This window comes from Symbiobacterium terraclitae (assembly GCF_017874315.1).
In the GTDB taxonomy this organism is placed as follows: Bacteria; Bacillota; Sulfobacillia; order Symbiobacteriales; family Symbiobacteriaceae; genus Symbiobacterium; species Symbiobacterium terraclitae.
On the sequence record NZ_JAGGLG010000004.1, the window covers coordinates 51219 to 72458 of the forward strand.

Below are 21240 nucleotides of genomic sequence, written 5' to 3' on the forward strand. Positions count from 1 at the left end.
CGTACTCGGGAGTTCTTCCAGCGATTCTGTCGGGTCAGGTTCTCCACACGTTCACGGATCTGTTGCCATATACGCATAGATCTGATGTGGGAGGGTCTGGCTTTACCGTCCCCCTACCTCCCATCTCTGTCTAGGTCTCCGCCCCACCCGGCTGACCGGCCCGGGGCCGAGGCGGAAGCAAGCCAGTCCCACCGCCCCCTGCGGCCTCGTAGGCCTTGATGATCAGCTGGACGAGGTCGTTGCGCACCACATCGCGTTCGGTCAGGTAATAGAAGCTGATGCCCGGGACGTTGCGCAGGATCCGCTGAACCTCGACGAGGCCCGAACGGGTCCCCTCGGGCAGGTCGATCTGCGTGACGTCGCCGGTCACGACGATGCGGGAACCGAAGCCCATGCGCGTGAGGAACATCTTCATCTGCTCGGGCGTGGTGTTCTGCGCCTCGTCGAGGATGATGAACGAATCGTCCAGCGTGCGGCCCCGCATGAAGGCGAGGGGGGCCACCTCGATGACGCCCCGGTCCAGCAGCCGCTCGTACGTCTCTGAACCCATGATGTCGAATAAGGCGTCGTAGAGCGGGCGCAGATAGGGGTCGACCTTCTGCTGCATGTCGCCGGGCAGGAAGCCGAGCTTCTCACCCGCCTCCACGGCCGGGCGGGTGAGGATGATGCGGGCGACCTCCTTGGCCTTGAAGGCCGCCACGGCCACGGCCATCGCCAGGTAGGTCTTCCCGGTGCCCGCCGGCCCGATGCCGAAGGTGACGCCGCTGCGGCGGATGGCGTCGACGTACTCCTTCTGCCCCAGGGTCTTGGGCCGGATCTGCTTGCCCCGATACGTCGTGACGATCACGTCGGTGAACGCCTCGGCCAGCGGCTTCTCGTCCCCCTCGCTGGCCAGGCGGACCGCATAGCGCACGTCGCGTTCCGTCACCCGTCCCCCCCGGTCCTGGATGGCGGTCAGCCGCTCGAACAGCCGCATCACGCGGCCGACCTCCGCCTCCGGTCCCTTCACGATCACCTCGTTGCCCCTGGGCACGAGCAGTACGTTAAAGCTCTCTTCAATATGTCGCAGATGCGAGTCGTTCAACCCGAACAGCTCGCGCGCCCTGGCGTTGTCTGCAATCAGTACCCGCCGTTCCAGGGTCTCATCCAACCCGGTCACCTGCCCATGGTTATCATCGGCCCCTCCAGGGGGGCGGAGACCTCTTCGATCGTCTCGACCGTGACCAGGATTCCGGCATAACCGCCTTCCTGCTGAACGACTCTGGCCTGGAGCGGGGTGGCGATGCGGTCGTTCGGCCCCAGCATCCAGGCCAGGCGGCGCTCCATGGCGGCGCGCGCCCGCTCCGTCAGCACGTCCACCGGCACCGGCTCGGCCCGTGTCGTGACCTCCGCGACCTCACGAATCACGAGTTCGACAGGTGGCTTCCAATTCCTCCACTCGCCCGGGGAGATGGTCCGGGTGGAGACCTCGTAGTCCGCGTACGGAACGGGTCCGCGCCCGCGAAGTATTATGGACCGGCCGTTCCAGTTCAAAACCCACTGGGCGTACCGCCTGCCGGTTGGCTCCTTCACCTCTTCCACCAGCGGGTACTCATAATACTGCTGGTAGGCCACCCGTGCGCGCACGGTGGCCTGGGCGACGACGGTGCGCGCCAGATCCTCCCGGGGCGGCAGCGGCATGCCCGGGATGACGGCCGGCCGGCCGCCGGCCCAGTAGCGCAGGGCGCACTCCACCAGCATGTCGCCGGCCTGCACCACGTCCCCCTTCTTCACCAGCGGCTCCCCCTGGAAGGGGATCACCTGCTCCACGACGCCGGACTTCCGGGCGACCAGGTGGACGCAGAGCGCCTGATCCGGCGGGGTTACCGCGCCCTTCTCCACCACCTCGATCACGGCACGGGTCCCGTCGACCCGGACCACCGCCCAGGAGATCTCCTCGACCTTCGCCTTCAGGTGCTGCTCCACCTGGTCGGGGTCGACCCGGGCCTTCCAGGCGCCGCGGCGCAGCCCCGCCTCCGCCGCCACCGCCAGCACGGCCCGCGGGTCGAGGAAGCCGGGGCCGCTGATGCGCACGTCCACCACCCAGAGGTGGCTCCCCGCCCAGACCAGCACGGCCAGGCCGCCGACGGCGCCCGCCAGGAGGAAGGGCCGCCGCCGCACCCGCCGCGCCAGGAACGGCAGCCCCCGCCGCTCCCGGACGCGCACCCGGCAGCGGCTGGCCCGCGCGATGGGACGGAGGTGGAAGAAGTCAGGGAGCATCATGGTCGCCTGCATGCGTTCGGGCCACCGGCGCACGTCCCACAGCCGGATGTCCGCCTCCAGGCAGAGGTTGAGGAACTGCTCGACCGCACCGCCCGACACTTCGATGCGGAGCGTGCCCAGGGCGTACCGCAGAATCCGCCGCAGCATGTCACGCCCCGCCCCCTTCCGGCGGGACGTACCGCAGCCCGCTGATCCGCCCGTGCAGCACCACCTGGTCCGGCGACAGGTAGCCGATGCGCAGGTCGTCGCCGTCGATGGCCATCCGCCCGTCGTGCACCTTCACCACCACCCGGTCGGGCCGGTACTCCACCAGCCCCCGGTGGTTCTCCACCACCAGCTCGGCGCTGCCGATCAGGGTCGCCCGGGGCACGTCCAACACCACGTCGCCCGGCAGCTCCAGGAGCGCGACCAGCCGCTCCCTCAGCCTGCTCCGCCGCTGCTGCAAGGGGCCACCCCCTCCCTCCGCGATGGCACGTCCACCTGGAGGGTATGCGGACAGGGGGGCGGGGTAGAAGTGGGCTGTGGGGCCCGGCGGCGGGGGATTCCCTGGCGACGGGCGGGCGCACCGGCCGGCACCCGCAAGGGATCGGGGATGTGGACGCCAAATGGTGAAAGCAGCCCCGGGTCACAATAGAAGGGGATAGGCCATCATCGGGACGAATCTCTCCCGAGAAGGGAGGTCCCCCCATGAGAACGCACAGATCGGTCAGGCTGCTGCCGGCAGTCCTGGCCGTGCTGATGATCCTCGCCGCATGCAGCCGGGCTCCTGCACCTCGGACCAGCCCGGACGACGGCCGGCAGGACGGGGGCACTGCCAACGGCTCCGGTTTCGGCGCGCTGGTCCTGGCCGCGCCCCCGGACCTGCCGCTGCCCGCCCTGGGCGGCGTGGAGGTTCTCCGCACCGACCAGCCGGCGGCGGCGCTGGCGCGGGGCGAAGCCGACGCGGCCGTGGTGGACGGCGAGCCGCCCCCCGTTTACGCCTCCTTCCCGTTGACGGCCCGGGAGCACGTCATCCTGCAGGGCTGGCTGGACGAGCCGATGGCGCTGACCCTGGACGAGGCCCGCGCCCTGCTCCCCACCCTCGGATCGCCCGGCGAGCCGGGCCGCGGCGCCCTGGCGGCGGGCCGGCTGGCCGACCTGCACCCGGGCTGGCGGGCGGTGCCGGTGGACGGCGTCGTCCCGACCCCGCAGACCGTACGGTCCGGCGAGTACCCGCTGGCGGACCGGCTGTTCCTGGCCTACCGGCCCGAGGCGGCCGACCGGGTGGCGCCGCTCAGGGAGCCGCTGCAGACGGGCCTGGACAACGGCGCGGGCGGATCGAGTCAGGCCGGACAGGCCGGCGGCATTCAGGGCGACTGGATCTCGCTCTCGGTGGCCGGCGACCTCATGCTCGCCCGGGGCGTCGCCCGGGCCATGCGGGAGAACGGCACGCTCTACCCCATCCTGAAGGTGATGGACCACCTCTCGGCTGCGGACCTGGCCTTCGCCAACCTGGAGTCGCCCATCGGCGTGAAGGGCAGCCCGCTGCCGGGCAAGCAGATCTGGTTCCGGGCGGCGCCGGAGGCCGTCGAGGTGCTGAAGGCGGCAGGGCTGGACGGGGTGACGGTGGCCAACAACCACATCATGGACTACGACGAGGAGAACTTCCTGGAGACGCTGGACCTGCTGGCGGAGGCCGGCATCCCCTGGACCGGCGGCGGCCGGAACCTGGCTGAGGCCCGCCGGCCGCTGGTGCTGGAGGCCAGGGGCGTCCGCGTCGCCTTCCTGGGCTACAGCGAGTTCGCCGACCTCTTCTTCGACTGGGACTACCCGCGCAGCTTCGCCGCGACCGAGGACCGCCCGGGCGTGCCGGCCATCCGGGAGGACTGGCTGGCGGAGGACATCCGGGCGGCGCGCGCGGTGGCCGACGTGGTGGCCGTCGCCCTCCACTGGGGGGTGGAGTTCACCAACTACCCCATCGAGGAGCAGCAGAGGCTGGCCCGGTACATGGTGGACCAGGGCGCGGACCTGGTGCTGGGCTACCACCCCCACGCCATCCAGGGGTTCGAGATCTATGGCGGCAGGGTGATCGCCTACAGCCTGGGCAACTTCGTCATGGACCGGCAGGACACCGACCTGGCCCGGGAGTCGATGATCCTGGACTTCCTGGTCGGCCCGGACGGCGTGAAGCAGGTGGAGGTCCGCCCGGTCTGGATCGAGGCCGAGCAGCCCTACCTGCTGGAGGGCGATGAGGCCGCGCGGCTGCGGGCGAAGATGCAGGAGATCTCAGGCTGGTAACCGGGCGGCACGGGCATCCGGCAGACACCACACGCGGGCACTAAGGCATCCCGTCCGCGGCCCCGCCCTCCGGCTCCGCTTCGCCGCGATCACGCTGATCCTCCGGCCGTTCCCGCAGCGTAGGAAACAGGATGACGTCCCGGATGGACGGCGCCCCGGTCAGGAGCATGACCAGCCGGTCCACGCCGATGCCCAGCCCGCCGGTAGGCGGCAGGCCCACCTCCAGGGCGGCCAGGAAGTCCTCGTCCATCGGATGGGCCTCCTCGTCGCCGGCCCGCCGCTGGGCGAGCTGCGCCTCGAACCGACTGCGCTGGTCCTCGGCGTCGTTCAGCTCGGAGAAGGCGTTGGCCAGCTCCCGCCCCTGGACGTAGAGCTCGAACCGCTCGGTCAGGCGGGGGTCACGGGGATCGCGCTTGGCCAGGGGTGAGGTCTCCACCGGGTGCCCGGTGTCAACTCGCCGGTTCGGGTGCGCATCAGCCGGCCCTCGGCGCCGACGATGTCGCCCAGGTCCAGCTGCTCCCAGATCAGGCGCGAGGCGTCGCCGAGCTCGGGAAGGCGCAGGTAGATCTGCAGGCGGCCCGAGCCGTCCTGCAGGTGGGCGAAGCCCGCCTTGCCGTGGGACCGCTGGCTGACGACCCGGCCGGCGATCCGCACGGGGACGGAGGTGGCATCCAGCTCGTCAGCTGTGGCCGCCCCGTACGCCCGGATCAGGTCTCCCACCAGGCGGCGGTCGGCGAACCGGCCGCCGAAGGGGTCCACCCCGGCTTGCCGCAGGGCCGCGATCTTGGCCCGGCGTGCCTCCTGCAGCTGCTCTTCGCGCGATTGCATCGTTGAAACCCTCCTATACAGAAAAATGACAAGGCCTCCGTCCCTGCGCAGGGACGGAGGCCTTTGCTCCGCGGTACCACCCAACTTGGCCGCCTGAGACGCGGCCCACCTCAACCCGGCACGCCCGCACGGGGGATGCCTTGCTCCCGCTATCGGGGGAGAACCGTCCTCGTCTACTGACCCGGCAGCCGCCGGGCGTTCGGGAGGCAGCTCCGAGGCCTTTGACGCAGGTCTCTCCAGGACGGAACTCGCACCGTGCGTTCCGCTCTCTGTGCCCGAGACGGCCTGCGCCGCGGGGGATGTCCCCCGCCCTCTTCATCACCTTGTGCCGTATGTGAGCAAGATTACGCATCCCGCATCGCGCTGTCAACTGGTCGGAACATGGAACCCCGGGGCGGTTCTCGCCCCGGGGTCGCACCGGCTACTTGGTCGCGTACAGGATGCCGATGGTGCCGGGGCCGCAGTGGCTGCCGATGACCGCGCCGGCCCGGGTCACGATGACCTCCTTCACGTCCGGCAGGATGCGCCGGACCTCCTCGACCATGTAGGGTGCGTCCTCGTGCGGCGCGTCGGGGCTCGTCACGAAGACCCGCTCCGGGCGCACCCTGCCCTTCGCCGCGTCCTCGGCGAACCGCTCCAGCATCCACTCGAGCGCCTTTCTGCGGGCGCCGCGGACCTTGGCTGCGACGATCATGCCGCCGTCGACGACGGAGATCACCGGCCGGATCTTGAGCAGGGTACCGACAAGAGCGGCCACACCGCTGCAGCGGCCACCCTTGTGCAGGTACTCCATGGTGTCGATCACGAACGCCGTGCGCACGCCGGCCTGGTAGGCCTCCAGGTCCGCGAGGATCTCCTCCATCGACTTGCCCGCGCGGACCAGGTCACAGGCGTGGAGCACCTGCAGCCCGATGCCCGTGGAGAGGTTCCGGGAGTCGAAGACCCGTACCTGGCCCTCGGGGAACTCCGATGCCGCGATCTGCGCGTTCTGGAGCGTGGCCGAGAACTTCGCGGAGATGCCGATGAAGAGCGCCTGGCTGCCGTCGGCCGTCGCCTCCGCAAAGGCCTCGCGGAAGGCGGCGGGCCCGGGGCTGGCCGTCTTGGGCAGCTTGTTCCGCTCGGCCACCATCCGAAACAGCCGGTCCGGGTTCATTTCCACCCCGTCCCGGTAGGACTCCTCGTCGAACTGGACCAGGAGGGGCACCACCCGCACGTCGTTGGCAGCCAGCAGCTCGGGGCTCAGATCGGCGGTTGAGTCCGTGATGATGCGAATTCCGGGCATAACCGATGACCTCCGTCACAGGTGCACTCTATCCTGCAGGGTGTTATTGCTTTATATTAGCACATTCAACGAGTCAAGGGACTGTCCTTTTCCGACGGGGACGGTGGCTCGCCCGAGCCTCGGCGCAAGCCGCCGGTCCCCTCCCTCAGCTCGCCCGTGCCTCGGCGGCCGCCGCCTCCTCCCGGGGCCGCAGGTTGAAGTGGCCGTAGATCCCCGCGGCCAGGTAGGCGAGGGCGAAACCCATCATCGTGACGGCCGGCCCGACCCGGTCCGCCAGGACGCCCGCGACCAGGTTCCCGGAGACCATGATCAGGGCGCTGACGGTGTTCCACGTGCCGAACACCCGGCCGCGGATGTGGTCGGGCACCAGTTCGGCCACGGCCACCTGCAGGCCGACGTTGATCGCCCCGCTGCCCAGCCCCATCAGCGTGAGGAAGGCGGTGCTGGGGATGAGGCTGCTGGCCAGCATCGCGCCGGTAGCCGTGAACCAGAAGTAGACGCAGGCGAAGCTGAACAGGTGCCGCCAGTGGACGCGGTGGCCGACGGCGCCGATGGCGAGGGAGCCGAGCATTGCCGCACCGCCGAAGGCCGCCCAGACGAAGCCCAGCTGCTCCGTCGCCACGCCCAGCGTGACGGTGAAGAAGGTGACGAACAGGACGTTCGTTCCCGAGTCGCCCAGGTTGGCGATGCCGAGGCCGATTAGCAGGTGGCGGAGCTGCGGGCTCGCCCGCACCACGGCGGCCGTCTCCCGCAGGTCGGCCGCCAGGCGGGCGAGGGGCGAGGTCCCTCCCGGCTGCGCAGCCGCACCGGCCGGGGCCGCGACCGGCAGCCGCAGGCCCGAGAGCAGCAGGGCCGAGGCGAGGTAGGTCGCGGCGTTGATGGCGAAGATGCCCTGCGGCCCGACGAGCATCAGCACCGCCGCCCCCAGGCCGTTCCCCAGCAGCATGGCAAGCCGCTGGGTCATCACGTTCAGGGACCCGGCCGTGACCAGCTGCTCCTGCTCCACGAGGCTGGGCAGCAGGGCCGAGTTGGCGGGCTGGAAGAATGCAGCCGCCACCGCCGCGGCGAAGACCAGGCCGATCACCGCCGCCGGGTGGCCGGCAAACACCAGCCCGAGCACCAGCGCGGCGCGCACCAGGTCGGCCGCCACCATCACGGCCTTGCGCGGCAGGCGGTCGGCCACCGAACCGGCCAGGGGGCCCAGGACAAGCGCAGGGACCATCTTGCTGGCCATGATCAGCGAGGTGTAGAGGCCCAGATGCGCGGGGTCCTGGCTCAGCAGCTTCACCACGGCGAGGCTGTTGAAGAAGTCGCCGATGTTGGACGTGGCCCCGGCCAGCCAGTGAAGCAGGAAGTTGCGGTTCCGGAACAGGGACAGGTAGCGCTGCACAGCCCGTCACCCCCGGCCAGACCTACGGTTTTGGCTGACCCTATCGTACCGGGGGAGCGGCCTGCCTGAGATCGTACCTGCGGGGCGCAGGGGCATCGTACCTTGGTACGACCGGGCGGCCCCGGCCGGTCTCCGGCTGATTGCCCCCTGCGGCCGTCGACGGGTCGCTGCACCCTGTCGATGGGGGCGCGGGCGGGTGGGCAGACTAGGTACGGGGGGTGTCCTTTCTGGTCAACCTGTTTTCGGCCGGCGGCGCGGCCGGCGCTCTGACCCCGGCGCTCATGGCGGTGCTGGAGCACACCGACCGGGACGTGCTCGCCGGGCTGCTGGACCTGGCGGGGCTGGATGGAGCCGGCGCCGGGGATGCGGAGTTCCGCTACCCTGCCCCCGGGGCGCCCCAGGGCGTGGGCGAGATCGCTCTGGCGCAGGGGCGGCTCTGGCTGGCCGCAGTGGCCCCGGGCGAGGAGCCGCCGGCCGCGGCCGGCGACCTGGCAGGCGACGGGGGCAGGCTCCTGGTCATCAGCGCCGGTGCCCCCGCCGGGGGTGCGTCGCCCGAGGTGCGCTGGCTCTCATGGGAGCGGCTGGACCGCTGGCTCGCCCGGATGGCCGAGCAGTACGACCCCGAGAGCAGGACCGGCTTCCTGCTGCGCCAGTTCCGCGCCTACCTGCCCGAGGCGGGGATCGCCTACTTCACGGGCTTCACGCCAGAGCTGCTGGCGGCAGCCCCGCGGGCGCTGCGCGACCTGGGCGCGTTCTACCGGCAGGCCGAGGAGTTCTTCACGCAGCTCGAGGCCAGCCTTGCGGCGGGCGGCCGGCTGCTGCGCGCGGCGCGCCCGCAGGACCTGCTGGCCGGCTTCTGCTTCCGCGATTACGCCGGCGCCGGGCAGGGGGACGGCGACTTCCTGCGCATCGCCCTGAACCTGGAACCGGCCGAGCTGCAGATCGCCTTCTGGCTTGAACCGGGCGGCGCCGCACACCAGCGACTCCGGGCGGCGCTGCAGGAGGACGGCCCTCTGCCGGCCGCGCTGCGGTCCCTGCGCCCGCAGCCCGTGCTCCGGCTCTGGTCGGCCGCAGACGAGCAGCAGATTCCGGTGGGCGAGGTCGATGCGGCCCGCCTGGGGCGGCTCGACTGGGACGCCTACACTGCTGCAGTGCAGGTGGGCCACCCCTTCGCCGACCTGTCCGGCGAGGGGCTGCTCGAGCGCGTGGCCGGGTGGGTGCAGGACCTGAGGGAGGCCCTGTCTCCGATCCTCACCGAGGTGTTGCACTGAACGAGAAGGGCGCAGGGGCCTGGCTGGCACGCCGGGCCCCTGCGCTTCTGTCACACCTCAAACTACCTTCTGCCGTAGGGGCGCAGCGCCCGGGGCTTGCCGAGAACCTCCGCCAGCAGCACGGCCCGGGCCAGCCCCTCGCGGTCCAGAAGCTGCGCGGCCAGCGGCGACGGAGCCGGCCCGGCCAGGGCAGGGGCCTCCGCGGCGCTGTCGGGGCCTTCCCGCCCAGCCGACGGCGACCGGGCCCCCAGAGGGGCGGACGCCCCGACACCCTCTCGATCATGCCACTCGCTGCTGAAGCCCTCGGACTGCACCCCCTCGGTGCGGATGCCCTCGGTCCCGAAGCCCTCACTCCGCACGCCCTCGGTCCCGAACCGTGCAGCGCGGGATCCCGCTGTGCGGACACCCTCACTGCCGATGCCCGCGGCGCGCGCTCCCCCGGTGCGGGCACCCTCGGTCCCCGGATCATGAACGGGCGGACTGGAAGGCGCGCGGGGCGTCCCCTCAGGCCAGGGGGGCACCTGCCTTCCCTCGGCGGGCCGGTGGCGCCGCCCGCCGGGAGACGCCTCCGGTGCAGGCCGGTCCGCGCGGCCGGGCGTCTGCGGCCAGCCCCGGGTCGCGCGCCCCCGCGCCCGCCGGTCGCCCTGCCCGCGCCGCTGGATCGAGGACCAGACGCCGCTCACCGCCATCAACAGAATAACGACGATCAGATCATCCAGGACGCATCACCTACTTCTGGTCCTCGCCGCCGGACTGCCCGCCCGACTTGCCGCCGCCCAGCGCCTCCCGCATCGCCGTGTCGGCCTGGATGTTCTGCATCTGCAGGTACTCCATCACGCCGATCCGGCCTTCGCGCAGCGCCTGCGCCAGGGCCCGCGGCACCTCGGCCTCCGCCTCGACCACCCTGGCCCGCATGCGCTGGGTCTCGGCCCGCATCTCCTGCTCCTCGGCCACGGCCATCGCGCGCCGCTCCTCGGCCTTGGCCTGCGCCATCACCTTCTCGGCCTCGGCCTGGTCGGCCCGCAGCCGGGCGCCGATGTTGGCGCCGACGTCCACGTCGGCGATGTCGATGGAGACGATCTCGAAGGCGGTGCCCGCGTCCAGGCCCTTGGCCAGGACGGTGCGGGAGATCGAGTCCGGGTTCTCCAACACCTGCTTGTGACTGGCCGCCGAGCCGATGGTGGTCACGATGCCCTCGCCGACGCGGGCGATGATCGTGTCCTCACCGGCGCCGCCGACGAGCCGGTTGATGTCAGCCCGCACCGTCACCCGGGCCTTGGCCTTCAGCTCGATGCCGTCCTGCGCGACGCCGGCCACCACCGGGGTCTCGATGACCTTGGGGTTGACCGACATCTGCACCGCCTCGAGCACGTCGCGCCCGGCCAGGTCGATGGCCGCCGCCCGCTCGAAGACCAGGTCAATGCCGGCCCGCTGGGCGGCGATCAGAGCGTTGACCACCCGGTCGACGTTGCCGCCGGCCAGGTAGTGCGCCTCCAGCTTGTCGATGCTGATCTCCAGCCCGGCCTTCTCCGCCTTGATCAGCGCGTTGACGATGCGATGGGGCGGCACCCGGCGCAGCTTCATGCCGATCATGTAGAAGATGCCGACCCGCACGTCCGCCGCTGCGGCCGAGATCCAGAGACCGACGGGGACGAAGCTGAAGAAGAGCACCAGGAGCAGGATCACGAGAAAGGTCGGGATGATGAAGGCGAACTCAGCCATGGGCATACCTCCTTGCACCTATTCCTGACACCTTGGCACGCAGCCTACTCGATGGACCGCACCACGATGCGGGTACCATCCACCCGGATGACCCGCACCGGCACGCCGGCGGGGACGAACTCGCCCTCCGTCACCACGTCCAGCCGCTGGTCGCCGAAGACGGCCGTACCCGCCGGGCGGAGCACGGTGACGGTTCGCCCCTCCTGCCCCACCAGCCGTGACCGGTCCGGCGACTGGGCGGACCAGTCCTTCGCCGCCTCGGAGAGGGTGAGCATGCGGCCCAGGCCGCGCCGGCTGATGGCCCGGATGGCGGCGAAGAGCACCACTGCGCTGGCGATGGCCGTCCACATCAGGTACCGCCCGGCCAACTCCGGCGACGGGGCGGCCAGGAAGATCGCCGCGCCGAAGGCGGCGATCCCCGAGAGGCCGAAGATGCCGAAACCGGGCGTGAACAGCTCCACCAGCAGCAGCACCAGGCCGCTCACGGCCAGGGCGATCTCCACCCAGCCCGCCGTGCCCACCAGGGCGTTGCCGATGAAGAACAGGGAGAGGCAGACGATCCCGACGGCGGCCGGGCCGGTGAGGCCCGGCTGCGTGAACTCGATGCCGAGGGCGATCACGCCCGCCACCAGCAGCAGAATCGCCACCCAGGGGGTGGTGAGCACCCGGCCCACCTGCTCGGAGAAGGTCCACTGCGGCTCGACCAGCTCGAACTGGTCGATGCCGGCCTTCCGGATGGCGTCGTTCAGGCTCTCGGCGACGCCGTTGGCGTAGCCGGTCTCCACCGCGTGCTGGTAGGTCAGGGTGAGCAGCACGTCCGTCTGACCGGGGATGGGATGGTCCTTGTCAACGAAAGCCCTGGCGATCGCCACGTCGCGCCTGCGGGCCTCCGCCGCCGAGGTGAAGTAGTTGACCACCACCGAGAGCGCCTTGTAGTCGGCGGTCTGGTTCGTGGCGACGGTGCGGGGCTCCGCCGCGCCGATCACCGAGCCGGGGTGCATATAGAGGTACTCGGCCGCGGTGGCGATCAGCGCCCCGGCGGAGATGGCGTCGTTCGCCACGTAGGCGATGGTCTTCTTCCGGGAGGCCAGCAGCCGGTCCTTGATGCGGGCGGCGGCGTCGACGTAGCCGCCCGGCGTGTCCAGCACCACGGCGATCCCGACGGCGGCGGGATCGGCCTCCGCCTCGTCGAAGACGCGGTCGGCGAACTGGGCCAGCCCTACATCGATAACCTGCCCCTGGTCGATCCGGAGTACGTATACCTTCTGGCCGCCGTCTGCCGCCAGGGCAGCCGGCGCCGCGGCCAGGGCCAGGAAGAGGGCCAGGAGCAGGGCGGCGACGGGAAGGCGCGCGAGTCGCTGGCGCATGGGAAGTCACCTCCAGGTCTGCGACCGGGGGGCTCCCCCGCGCCCCGGTCGCTCAGCGTGATGGCTCCACGGGCGGCTCGGCCGGCTCCACCTGCACCAGATTGGTGTGGAAGGAGGCGCCTCCCCCCATGTCGGCCGGCTGGTCCAGCGTCAGCACATTGATGCCGACGCCGTCGGGCATGAAGCGGGACCACCAGATGGTGGGCGAGATCGCCACCCCGGGCTGCGACCAGTCGCCCACCCGGGCCTGCAGCCGCACGGAGCCGCGGTCGTTGAAGACCCTGACCCAGTCGCCCGAGCGGATGGACCGGGCCTCGGCGTCCACGGGGTTCAGGTAGATCGTGGGCGCCCCCTCCCGCTCCATCATGCGGGGCAGGTTGGCGAAGGTGCTGTTCAGGAAGTGGTGCGCCGCCGGGGTGATCAGGGCGATGGGGTAGCGGGCGGCCAGCTCGGGCGAGCCGTCGACGGACTCGGCCGGCGGCGTGTACTCCACCACGGGGTCCAGCCCGGCGGCCGCCAGGGCCTCCGAGTAGAACTCCAGCCTGCCGGACGGGGTGCCGAAGCCGCCCTCGGCGAAGGGCGCCGCCGGCCGGTTGACCTTGATGCTCCGCTCCTCCCTCAGCCGCTCCAGCGTGATCCCCTCGAGGTAGGGGCTGCCGCTGGAGAGCGCCTGGCGGATCAGGTCCTCGTCGCTGTCGCTGAAGCAGGGCTCGGTGAAGCCCATGGCCCGGGCCAGCCGGCGGAAGAGCTCGGTGTTGGGAACCGCCTCCCCGAGGGGCTCGATGACCGGCTCGTTCAGCTGCACGTACAGGTGCCAGTAGGACGTCATCAGGTCCGTGTGCTCGAACTGGGTCGTGGCCGGCAGCACGATGTCCGCCCACTTGCAAGTATCGGTGAAGAGCTGCTCGTGTACCACGGTGAACAGGTCTTCACGGGATAGACCTGCCAGCACCCGCGATTGGTTCGGCGCGACGCTCGCGGGGTTCGAGTTGTAAACCATGATCGCTTTGATGGGCGGGTCCTGCAGCTCGGTGAGCGCCTTGCCCAGCTCGATCATGTTGACGGTGCGCGGGGCCGGCGTCGGCATGAGGTCGGGCCGCTCCAGGGCGTCGGAGTTGAGGCCGTAAGAGCCGGAGTTGGAAAGCAGGAAGCCGCCGCCCCGGTCCCGCCAGTGGCCGGTGAGGCCCGGGATCATGCAGATGGCGCGCACGGTGGAGCCGCCGTTGGTGTGCCGCTGCAGGCCGTAGCCCACCCGCAGCACCGCCGGGCGGCTCTCCCACCAGAGCCGGGCGAGGCGGACGATGTCGTCCGCGGCGATGCCGGTCACGGCCGCGGCGCGCTCCGGCGGCCACTCCGCCACCTTCCGGGCCAGGTGGTCGAAACCGGTGGTGTACCGCTCGATGTAGTCCCGGTCGAGCCAGTCCTCCCGCACCAGCACGTGCATGATCCCCAGCGCCAGGGCCGCGTCGGTGCCCGGGCGGGGCGAGACGTGCCAGTCCGCCTCCCGCGCCGCCTTGTAGCGGTAGGGGTCGATGACGACCAGCGTGGCCCCGCGGCGCCGGGCCTCCTGGATGATCGGCCACTGGTGCGGGTTGGAGGAGATGACGTTGACGCCCCAGACCACGATGAGCTTGGCGTGGACCATATCCTCCGGGTCGGGCCCCATGCGGACGCCCAGCACGGACTTCACCGCCGCCGAGCCCGCGGCCGAGCAGATGGTCCGCTGCAGCCGGGTCGCCCCGACCCGGTGGAAGAAGCGCCGGTCCATGGAGCCGTACTGCAGCGTGCCGATGGTGCCGGCGTAGGAGTAGGGCAGGATCGCCTCCGCCCCGTACTCGGCGATGATAGCCCGGAACCGGGCGGCGATGGTCGTAAGGGCCTCGTCCCAGGAGATGCGCTCGAACTGCCCGGCGCCCTTCGGCCCCACCCGCTTCATCGGGTAGAGTACCCGGTCGGGGCTGTAGACCCGCTCCTCGTAGTGGTTGGTCTTGACGCACAGGTACCCCCGGGTCACCGGGTGGTCCGGGTCGCCCATCACGCGCACGGCCCGCCCGTCCTTCACGTGGACCAGCATCGAGCACGTGTCCCAGCAGTCGTGGGGGCAGACGGCCCGCTTCACCACGACGTCCTCCGACCCGTTCCGGCTCTCAGGCTTGGTTCCCCTCATCGCAGGTCCTCCTCCCCCGTGAAGTCACGAAACACGCAGCGTTGCGGCGAGCCGCCCCGGCCGGACCAGCATGTCCAGCGCCTCGACGGGCGACCGCACGACGACGTCGGCCGCCAGCAGTGCGGCCGTGGCCGCACCCTCGGCCTCCAGCACGCAGATGGAGAGCGCGGCCCGCTCCAGCATCAGCCGGTCGTTGGCCCCGTTGCCCACGGCCACCACCGAGTCCGGGCCCAGCGCCTCCACCAGCGCCCGCTTGGCCGCGGTCTGGTCGCCCGGCCCGATGACCTGCAGGGTCACCGGCAGGCCGGCGGTCTGGGCCCGGGCGCCCCCATAGGTGTCGGCCGTGATCACGTGCACGGCGAGGTGCCCGGCCAGTTCTCGGATCCGCTCCGCCACCCCGGGCAGGAGCACCCCGTCAACGGCCAGGGTGCCGTTGAAGTCCAGCACGAGATGTTCCACCGTGATGGGATCCCGGCCGGGAACCCGCAGTTCGAGCACGCTCCTCGCCTCCTCCGCCCGCGGGATCGAGGCCCGGCACCAGCCCGCCGTGGCCCGCCCGCGGGATCGCTACCGCGGCAGCAGCCCGCCGTGGCCCATGCGCACGAAGTCCTGCTTCGTCAGGATCTCGCCCGCCAGGACCCGGGGCAGCACGTGGTCGAACACGGTCTCCTTCTCGTACATGACGGCGCCGGGCAGGCCCATCACCGGCACGCCTTCGAGGTAGGCCATCATGAACATCGATCCGGGCAGGAAGGGCACGCCGTAGGTGACCACCTGGGCGCCCGCCCGGCGGATCGCCCCGGGGGTCGCATCGTCCGGGTCCACCGACATGCCGCCGGTGCAGAGCACCATTCTGGCGCCTGCGGCGAGCGCCTCGCGGATCTTGGCGGCCGTCCGGTCGGCCTGGTCGTCGCTGTAGGCCTTGTAGACCACCGGGCAGCCGAACCGCTCCAGCTTCTCCTCCACCACCGGGCCGAACTTGTCGGGGATGCGGCCCTTGAACACCTCGCTGCCGGTGACGATCAGCCCCGCCGGCAGCGGCGCCAGCGGCTTCACCTGGATCCACGGGCCCATGGCCTCGGCCCGGGCGATCTGCTCCTCGGCCACGACCAGGGGGGTCACCTTGCAGCCGGCCACGACGGTGCCGGCCTCCACCAGCGTGGCGTCGCGGCGGGTCGCGATGGTGATCTCGCCGATCGCGTTGATCGCCTCCAGGCGGGCGACGTCGACGCGCAGCAGGCCCCGGTGCGCGGCCCTGAGGCTGACCTTGCCCTCCGCGGGCGAGTCCCAGGTGAGCCCCTGGCCGGCCCCGGCCGCGGCCAGCCGCCGGGCCGCCTCCTCCTCGTGGACCATGCCGGGCAGCGGCTCCCACACGTAGAGGTGCTCCTTGCCCATGGCCAGCAGGAGCGAGATGTCGGCAGCCGTGACAACGTGCCCCCGCCGGAAGGCGGGGCCCTTCCCCTCGCCGGGGACGATGCGGGTGAGATCGTGCGCGAGCATGAGGCCGACGGCTTCTTCTGTGGGTACGACGCGCAGTGTGAACATGAAGCTCCTCCAATCAGTTGCGTGGCTGTATCGTGATCGCAGGCGGGGTGCTGACGCAGACGTAGGCGCAGAGGCCGCAGCCGGTGCAGTGCTCCGGGCTGACCACGGGCTTGCCGTCCTCGAGCCGGATGGCCTCGTCCGGGAAGGGGCAGCGCTGGTAGCAGAGGTCGCAGAGGGAGCCCTGGAACGCCCAGCAGTGATCCGGGTCGATGCGTGCGAGGCCCATCTTCACGCTGCGCGGGTCTGCGACCGGAAGCAGCGCTCCCGGCGCGCAGGCCGGCATGCACTTGCCGCAGAGGTCGCAGGCCCTCGTCAGCGGGTCAATGAAGGGCGTGCCGACCGCGGCCCCCGCGGACTCCGGCAGCAGTTGAATGGCGCCGACGGGGCACGCGCGGACGCACTCGCCGCAGCGGGTGCAGGCGAGCAGGAAGGCGGACTCCTCGATGGCACCGGGCGGGCGCAGGTAGCGCTGCCCGCCCGACGCCCGGGTCACCGTCTCCTCCACCGCGCCCTGAACCGTCTCCGCCAGCAGGCGGCCCAGGCTCCTCAGACCCTCGCGGAAGAAGCGGCGCCGGTCATGGTGCCCGTCGGCCTTCATGGGCGGCACATCCTCTCATCACCGAAGTGTCTATTGATCTACTATACCACGAGAGGCAAGCTCCTGCGGTGATGCAAGCGAAACTCCCGGGGCGCCGGCGCCCGGGAGCGCCGTCTGCTGCGCGGCGGGGGAGAAAAACAAGAACCCTGGTGGACGACGTCATCCACCAGGGTACCCCTGTCAGCCAAGTAGTTCCTTGACGATCTGTTGAACCAGCTTTCCATCTGCACGGCCTTTGGTCTGGGCCATCAGGGGGCCCATGACCTTGCCCATGTCCTTGGGGCCCTGGGCACCCACCTGGGCGATGACCTGCCGTGCCAGGTCCCGCACCTCGTCGGCGGAGAGCTGCTCCGGGAGGTATCCCGACAGGACGTCGATCTCGGCTTGCGCCCGCTCGATCAGGTCCTGCCGATTGCTCCGCTGGAAATCAGCTATGGAATCTCTGAGCTGCTTCACCTGCTTGGTGATGATGCCCAGGATCTCGTCGTCGGAGAGGGGGGCCTGCTTCTCGATCTCCGCGTTCTTCACCGCCGCCCGCAGGAACCGGATCGTCTCCAGCCGCACCTTGCCGGACGGACCGGCCTTCAGGGCGGCCTTCATATCCTGAGTGAGACGCTCGTTCAGGTCCATGCGCAGCCAGCTCCTTCAAGACTAGTCCCGATACTTGCGCTTACGAGCAGCCTCGCTCTTCTTCTTGCGCTTGACGCTCGGCTTCTCGTAGTGCTCGCGCCGGCGAACCTCGGCGAGCACCCCGGCCCGCTGCAGCTGACGCTTGAAACGGCGAAGGGCGCTTTCCAGCGACTCGTTCTTGCCGATTTTGACTTCGGACATCCCGGATTTCCCTCCCCTCCGCTGGACCTGGGGGAAAAAGAACACGCTCCGCGATTATACCGCGGGGCAAGGCTTATGTCAAACGCTCAGGCCACCGGCCCGAGCGACCGCCCGCCCAGCACGTGGAGGTGCAGATGGAATACCTGCTGACCGGCGTCCCGGCCGGTGTTGGTGACCACGCGATAGCCCGTCTCAGCCACGCCGGTCTCCGCGGCCACCCGCTGCACGGCCGCGAACAGCCGGGCGAGGAGGTCGGCGTGCTCCGGTCCGATCTCGGCGACGGACGCCAGATGCTGCCGCGGGATGACCAGCACGTGAACCGGGGCGACGGGGTTGATGTCGCGGAAGGCCAGGACGTGCTCGTCCTCGTAGACCTTGCTGGAGGGAATCTCCCCGGCTGCGATCTTGCAGAACAGGCAATCGTGGGCCATCGGTCAATCACTCCATGGTCGGACTGCGCCGCGCAGGCGCACTTGCTTATTGTGATCAATCCCTGTCAAATTATTCTACCCCGACATTGGGAATTCCTCCACACCGGGTTCAGACAGACGTGGCGTTTCGACTCTTGTCGGCGTGCCGCTCCAGCGCCAGCTCGATCAGCCGGTCGCAGAGCTCGCTGTAGCTGATGCCGGAGGCCTCCCAGAGCTTGGGGTACATCGAGATGCGGGTGAAGCCGGGAATCGTGTTCACCTCGTTGATGAAGATCCGGTTGGTGCCCCGCTCCAGGAAAAAGTCGACCCGGGCCATGCCCGCCCCGTCGATGGCCTTGAAGGCCACGATGGCCTGCCGGCGGAACTCCTGCACCAGGTCGTCGGGCAGGTCGGCCGGGATCCGCGTCTGCGACCGGTCGTTGAAGTACTTGTCCTCGTAGTCGTAGAACTCCGCGCCCGGCAGCACTTCTCCCGGCACCGAGGCGATGGGGTCGTCGTTCCCCAGCACCGCCACCTCGATCTCGCGGGCATCGAGGCCCTGCTCGACGATAATGCGCCGGTCGAAGCGCGCCGCCTGCGCGAAAGCGTGGTCAAGGTCCTCCGGCCGCTTGACCTTGCTGATGCCCACCGAGGAGCCGAGGTTGGCCGGTTTCACGAAGAGCGGGTAGCCGGCAAAGGTGGCCTCCACGTCGGCCCTGACGGCCGCCGGGTCCCGCTCCCAGTCCCGGCGCAGGTAGACCTTGTACGGCCCGACGTTGAGGCCGGCCTGCTTGAAGAGCGCCTTGGCCACGCCCTTGTCCATGCCGGTGCTGGAGGCCAGCACGCCGCAGCCGACGTAGGGCACGCCCGCCATCTCCAGCAGCCCCTGGATCGTGCCGTCCTCGCCGTAGGTGCCGTGCAGCACGGGGAAGAAGACCACCCGCTCGGCGGGTTCGAGCGCGGGCGCTTCCCCGGCCAGCGGCACGAGCTCCCCCCGCGTCGGCTCGCCCAGCAGGCCCACGGGGAAGCCGCCGGCCGCGGCGACGCCCTCGGTGAGCGCCCGGAGCGGGTCGCCGGTCATCAGCCAGCGGCCCTCCTTGGTGATGCCGATGGGCACCACCTCGTACTTGCTGCGGTCCAGCGCCTGGAGCACGTTGCGGGCCGACATCAGCGAGACCTCGTGCTCGCCGGAGCGACCGCCGAAAAGCAGGTAGACGCGGGTCTTGGCGTTCATGTAGGCATCTCCTCTTCGCTGTGTAGGATGATCGCTCGTCCCTGCCGGGAGCCCGGCCTCAGGCGCGGCCCCCGCCCTGCGCGGCCGCGGCCTCGGGCGTCAGCGCCGCGCCGCAGTGGGGGCACTGCATGACGGGCGAGGGGCGGCCCAGGCGCTTGCCGCACTCGGGGCAGCGCCAGTCAAGCCAGATGAAGCCAAGGTATGCGCCGCCGATGCCGACGGCCACTGCCGACCGGTACAGGAGCGGCCAGTCCTGCACGCCCATCGCCAGCAGGACGAGCAGGACGGCCATGGTGGCCCAGGTGGCCAGGGTGCGGCGGTTGCGGAGTCTGCGGTAGGCCGCAAAGCGCGTCTCTTGCTGCAAGATAACACCCCCGGTGGTAGCTTCTCCAGCGCGACCGCCGCCTTCCTGCCCCGCGGCCCCCAGGCGTGAAAATCCGCGGACTGACGCATGCTACGGGGGAAACCGCGAGAGAGGGGCTGTGCGCATTGGAGCGGCGATCGGGTTCCACACTCCCCTGGCTGGTTGCGGGCGGGGCCGTGGCCGCGGCATGGCTGGTCTGGCGCCGCATGCAGCAGCCCTACTACCCCGGCGTCGCGCTGCAGGCCGGCCTGGAGATGGTCAGCCGGCGCTACCGGGTGCTCGCCATCGGCCCGCACCCGGGCGACCTGGAGCTGTTCGCCGGGGGCACGCTGCGGCTCCTGTCCCAGAACGGCAGCGCCGTCACCATGGCCGTGCTGTCGCGGGGCGAGCGGGCCACGAACCGCGCCAACATCGGAGAGATCCGCGCCCGCGAGGCCGAGCAGGCGGCGGCGATCCTGCGGGCGGAGCTGATCCAGCTGGACCTGCCCGACGGGCGGATCCGCCCCGGCCCTGACCTGGAGCGGGCGCTGGACGACCTCTGGATCCGCACCCGGCCCGAACTGGTGCTGGCCTTCGACCCCAAGGGGCCGGTGCCCCTGGGGCAGAACCCCGACCATCTCGCCCTGGGGGCGGCGGTACTGGCCAGGGCCCGCAGTTCGATCTCCCGGGGCGAGCGCATCTACTTCTACGCTGCGCGCCACCCCAACGTGCTGGTAGACATCACCGAAGTGATGCAGGAGAAGCTGAACGCCGTCAAGGCGCACCGGAGCCAGCTGCGGGGCCCGGACTGGGCGGTGAGCCTCTTCAACCGGTACGTCTGCCGCCTCCACACGGGGCGGGTGCCCGCGATGTACGCGGAGCCCTTCTACCGGCTGGTCTGAGGAGGTGAGCCCGTTGCCCCGGAAGGTACAGGCCCGCCCCGACCTGACCCTGGCCGTCAAGCGCCGCCTGTTCTCCTGCCTCTACCGGGCGGGCAGCAGCCGGTGGGCGGAGCGGCTGGCTGCCCGCCTCATGGCGCCCGACCACCCGGGCCTCGCCCTGGCGCAGGGCGAGCTGCTGGTCACCACGCCCCGGCGGGTGCTGGCGCTGACGGCCCACCCCGACGACCTGGAGTTCTTCTGCGGCGGCACCCTCCGGCGGATGGCCCTCGCCGGCAGCCGCATCACCGCGGTCGTCTTCTCCGACGGCGAGAAGCGCGGCAACTGGGAGGACCTGGCCGGCGAGCGGCAGGCGGAACAGTGGCTCGCCGCCCGCATCCAGGGGTACGAGACGGTTCAGTTCCTCGGCCTGCCCGACTTCGGACTGGCAGAGGACCCCCGCCTGGAGCGGGCGCTGGCCCGCGCCTGGGACCGCGCGGCCCCGGAGGTGGTCTTCGCCTTCGACCCGAAGGAGCTGGTGCCGGGGATGGCCAACCGCGACCACAAGGCGCTGGGGCGCACGGTGTTGGACGTGGCCCGGTCGCGGGTCTCGGGCGGTGCGCAGGTCTACTTTTACGGCACGCGCAGCCCGGACGTGCTGGTGGACATCACCGCCGTGATGGCCGACAAGCTGCGGGCGGTGAAGGCGCACCGCAGCCAGATGGTCTACCTGGACGAGGCCGAGACCGACGGGGCGGTCCGCCTCATGGGGCGCATCATGGCCGGACGCTCCGGGGCGACCTACGCCGAGGGGCTCTTCCGGCTGATGTGACGT

At 70.8% G+C, this 21240-nt stretch carries 22 protein-coding genes and 1 pseudogene; 4 read left to right on the forward strand and 19 right to left on the reverse strand.

Annotated features, from left to right (window positions below):
* Positions 1-130: 130 nt before the first annotated feature.
* Genes J2Z79_RS03535 through yqfC form a run of 3 tightly spaced genes read right to left on the reverse strand, consistent with a single transcriptional unit; the run spans position 131 to position 2707 of the window.
* Positions 131-1150 carry a PhoH family protein gene (locus J2Z79_RS03535; RefSeq protein WP_209465479.1) on the reverse strand — a complete coding sequence of 340 codons (1020 nt, stop codon included), beginning with the start codon at positions 1148-1150 and terminating at the stop codon, positions 131-133.
* Between the two features lie 5 nt (positions 1151-1155).
* Positions 1156-2409, reverse strand: a complete 1254-nt coding sequence (gene yqfD / locus J2Z79_RS03540; protein ID WP_209465480.1) for a sporulation protein YqfD — start codon at positions 2407-2409, stop codon at positions 1156-1158.
* A gap of 1 nt (position 2410) precedes the next feature.
* On the reverse strand, positions 2411-2707 hold the full coding sequence (yqfC, locus tag J2Z79_RS03545; RefSeq protein ID WP_209465481.1) for a sporulation protein YqfC: 297 nt from the start codon (positions 2705-2707) through the stop codon (positions 2411-2413).
* 242 nt (positions 2708-2949) lie between these two features.
* Between yqfC and J2Z79_RS03550 the strand changes: the two genes are divergently transcribed.
* Complete coding sequence (locus tag J2Z79_RS03550; RefSeq protein WP_209465482.1) at positions 2950-4539, forward strand: CapA family protein; 1590 nt, start codon at positions 2950-2952, stop codon at positions 4537-4539.
* A 40-nt stretch (positions 4540-4579) separates the two neighbouring features.
* On the opposite strand, the pseudogene J2Z79_RS19250 reads toward J2Z79_RS03550, so the two are convergent.
* From J2Z79_RS19250 to J2Z79_RS03565, 4 genes and pseudogenes are all read right to left on the reverse strand, one after another.
* Positions 4580-4984, reverse strand: a pseudogene (locus tag J2Z79_RS19250) (amino acid--tRNA ligase-related protein); the annotation flags it as partial.
* Entirely contained in the window at positions 4927-5367 is a 441-nt protein-coding gene (locus J2Z79_RS19255) for an OB-fold nucleic acid binding domain-containing protein (protein ID WP_280953566.1), read from the reverse strand. The pseudogene J2Z79_RS19250 and the gene J2Z79_RS19255, both read right to left, overlap by 58 nt.
* Positions 5368-5788: 421 nt before the next feature.
* Positions 5789-6649, reverse strand: coding sequence for a DegV family protein (locus J2Z79_RS03560; RefSeq protein WP_209465483.1), 861 nt, complete (start codon positions 6647-6649; stop codon positions 5789-5791).
* A gap of 145 nt (positions 6650-6794) precedes the next feature.
* Positions 6795-8039 (reverse strand): MFS transporter, encoded by a 1245-nt coding sequence (locus J2Z79_RS03565; protein WP_209465484.1) that lies wholly within the window; start codon positions 8037-8039, stop codon positions 6795-6797.
* Positions 8040-8257: 218 nt separating this feature from the next.
* Here J2Z79_RS03565 and J2Z79_RS03570 point away from each other — a divergent pair, with 218 nt between their 5' ends.
* Complete coding sequence (locus J2Z79_RS03570; protein WP_209465485.1) at positions 8258-9310, forward strand: hypothetical protein; 1053 nt, start codon at positions 8258-8260, stop codon at positions 9308-9310.
* Positions 9311-9372: 62 nt separating this feature from the next.
* On the opposite strand, the gene J2Z79_RS03575 is transcribed toward J2Z79_RS03570, so the two are convergent.
* The 12 genes from J2Z79_RS03575 to J2Z79_RS03630 all read right to left on the reverse strand — a co-directional run bounded on the left by J2Z79_RS03575 (position 9373) and on the right by J2Z79_RS03630 (position 19548).
* A complete protein-coding gene (locus tag J2Z79_RS03575) occupies positions 9373-9669 on the reverse strand; it encodes a hypothetical protein (protein ID WP_209465486.1) in 297 nt (98 codons plus the stop codon).
* A 370-nt stretch (positions 9670-10039) separates the two neighbouring features.
* Positions 10040-11032, reverse strand: coding sequence for a flotillin-like protein FloA (floA, locus tag J2Z79_RS03580; RefSeq protein WP_209465487.1), 993 nt, complete (start codon positions 11030-11032; stop codon positions 10040-10042).
* 44 nt (positions 11033-11076) lie between these two features.
* Positions 11077-12399 carry an NfeD family protein gene (locus tag J2Z79_RS03585; protein ID WP_209465488.1) on the reverse strand — a complete coding sequence of 441 codons (1323 nt, stop codon included), beginning with the start codon at positions 12397-12399 and terminating at the stop codon, positions 11077-11079.
* A 52-nt stretch (positions 12400-12451) separates the two neighbouring features.
* The gene (locus J2Z79_RS03590) at positions 12452-14566 is read right to left on the reverse strand and encodes a molybdopterin-containing oxidoreductase family protein (protein WP_209465489.1); all 2115 of its coding nucleotides are present in this window, start codon (positions 14564-14566) and stop codon (positions 12452-12454) included.
* 24 nt (positions 14567-14590) lie between these two features.
* On the reverse strand, positions 14591-15064 hold the full coding sequence (locus J2Z79_RS03595; RefSeq protein WP_209465490.1) for an HAD family hydrolase: 474 nt from the start codon (positions 15062-15064) through the stop codon (positions 14591-14593).
* Between the two features lie 69 nt (positions 15065-15133).
* Complete coding sequence (locus tag J2Z79_RS03600; RefSeq protein WP_209465491.1) at positions 15134-16111, reverse strand: molybdopterin-binding protein; 978 nt, start codon at positions 16109-16111, stop codon at positions 15134-15136.
* A gap of 13 nt (positions 16112-16124) precedes the next feature.
* Positions 16125-16709, reverse strand: a complete 585-nt coding sequence (locus tag J2Z79_RS03605) for a 4Fe-4S dicluster domain-containing protein (protein ID WP_209465492.1) — start codon at positions 16707-16709, stop codon at positions 16125-16127.
* A gap of 180 nt (positions 16710-16889) precedes the next feature.
* The gene (locus J2Z79_RS03610; protein ID WP_209465493.1) at positions 16890-17339 is read right to left on the reverse strand and encodes a GatB/YqeY domain-containing protein; all 450 of its coding nucleotides are present in this window, start codon (positions 17337-17339) and stop codon (positions 16890-16892) included.
* Positions 17340-17360: 21 nt separating this feature from the next.
* Positions 17361-17540 carry a 30S ribosomal protein S21 gene (gene rpsU / locus J2Z79_RS03615; protein WP_209465494.1) on the reverse strand — a complete coding sequence of 60 codons (180 nt, stop codon included), beginning with the start codon at positions 17538-17540 and terminating at the stop codon, positions 17361-17363.
* Positions 17541-17626: 86 nt separating this feature from the next.
* Complete coding sequence (locus J2Z79_RS03620; RefSeq protein ID WP_209465495.1) at positions 17627-17971, reverse strand: histidine triad nucleotide-binding protein; 345 nt, start codon at positions 17969-17971, stop codon at positions 17627-17629.
* A 109-nt stretch (positions 17972-18080) separates the two neighbouring features.
* On the reverse strand, positions 18081-19184 hold the full coding sequence (locus J2Z79_RS03625) for a D-alanine--D-alanine ligase family protein (RefSeq protein WP_209465496.1): 1104 nt from the start codon (positions 19182-19184) through the stop codon (positions 18081-18083).
* A gap of 58 nt (positions 19185-19242) precedes the next feature.
* The gene (locus tag J2Z79_RS03630; protein ID WP_209465497.1) at positions 19243-19548 is read right to left on the reverse strand and encodes a hypothetical protein; all 306 of its coding nucleotides are present in this window, start codon (positions 19546-19548) and stop codon (positions 19243-19245) included.
* Between the two features lie 125 nt (positions 19549-19673).
* On the opposite strand from J2Z79_RS03630, the gene J2Z79_RS03635 reads away from it, so the two are divergent.
* Both J2Z79_RS03635 and J2Z79_RS03640 read left to right on the forward strand, forming a co-directional pair.
* On the forward strand, positions 19674-20429 hold the full coding sequence (locus J2Z79_RS03635; RefSeq protein WP_209465498.1) for a PIG-L deacetylase family protein: 756 nt from the start codon (positions 19674-19676) through the stop codon (positions 20427-20429).
* Positions 20430-20442: 13 nt separating this feature from the next.
* Complete coding sequence (locus J2Z79_RS03640) at positions 20443-21237, forward strand: PIG-L deacetylase family protein (RefSeq protein WP_209465499.1); 795 nt, start codon at positions 20443-20445, stop codon at positions 21235-21237.
* Positions 21238-21240: the final 3 nt, after the last annotated feature.

Excerpts from the sequence above, each read along its gene's own strand:
- floA (WP_209465487.1), bottom strand. The coding sequence starts at position 11,032 with ATGGCTGAGTTCGCCTTCATCATCCCGACCTTTCTCGTGATCCTGCTC.
- J2Z79_RS03585 (WP_209465488.1), bottom strand. The coding sequence starts at position 12,399 with ATGCGCCAGCGACTCGCGCGCCTTCCCGTCGCCGCCCTGCTCCTGGCC.
- J2Z79_RS03590 (WP_209465489.1), bottom strand. The coding sequence starts at position 14,566 with ATGAGGGGAACCAAGCCTGAGAGCCGGAACGGGTCGGAGGACGTCGTG.
- J2Z79_RS03625 (WP_209465496.1), bottom strand. The coding sequence starts at position 19,184 with ATGAACGCCAAGACCCGCGTCTACCTGCTTTTCGGCGGTCGCTCCGGC.
- J2Z79_RS03610 (WP_209465493.1), bottom strand. The coding sequence starts at position 17,339 with ATGGACCTGAACGAGCGTCTCACTCAGGATATGAAGGCCGCCCTGAAG.
- J2Z79_RS03600 (WP_209465491.1), bottom strand. The coding sequence starts at position 16,111 with ATGTTCACACTGCGCGTCGTACCCACAGAAGAAGCCGTCGGCCTCATG.
- yqfD (WP_209465480.1), bottom strand. The coding sequence starts at position 2,409 with ATGCTGCGGCGGATTCTGCGGTACGCCCTGGGCACGCTCCGCATCGAA.
- rpsU (WP_209465494.1), bottom strand. The coding sequence starts at position 17,540 with ATGTCCGAAGTCAAAATCGGCAAGAACGAGTCGCTGGAAAGCGCCCTT.
- J2Z79_RS03560 (WP_209465483.1), bottom strand. The coding sequence starts at position 6,649 with ATGCCCGGAATTCGCATCATCACGGACTCAACCGCCGATCTGAGCCCC.
- J2Z79_RS03550 (WP_209465482.1), top strand. The coding sequence starts at position 2,950 with ATGAGAACGCACAGATCGGTCAGGCTGCTGCCGGCAGTCCTGGCCGTG.
- J2Z79_RS03605 (WP_209465492.1), bottom strand. The coding sequence starts at position 16,709 with ATGAAGGCCGACGGGCACCATGACCGGCGCCGCTTCTTCCGCGAGGGT.
- J2Z79_RS03620 (WP_209465495.1), bottom strand. The coding sequence starts at position 17,971 with ATGGCCCACGATTGCCTGTTCTGCAAGATCGCAGCCGGGGAGATTCCC.
- J2Z79_RS19255 (WP_280953566.1), bottom strand. The coding sequence starts at position 5,367 with ATGCAATCGCGCGAAGAGCAGCTGCAGGAGGCACGCCGGGCCAAGATC.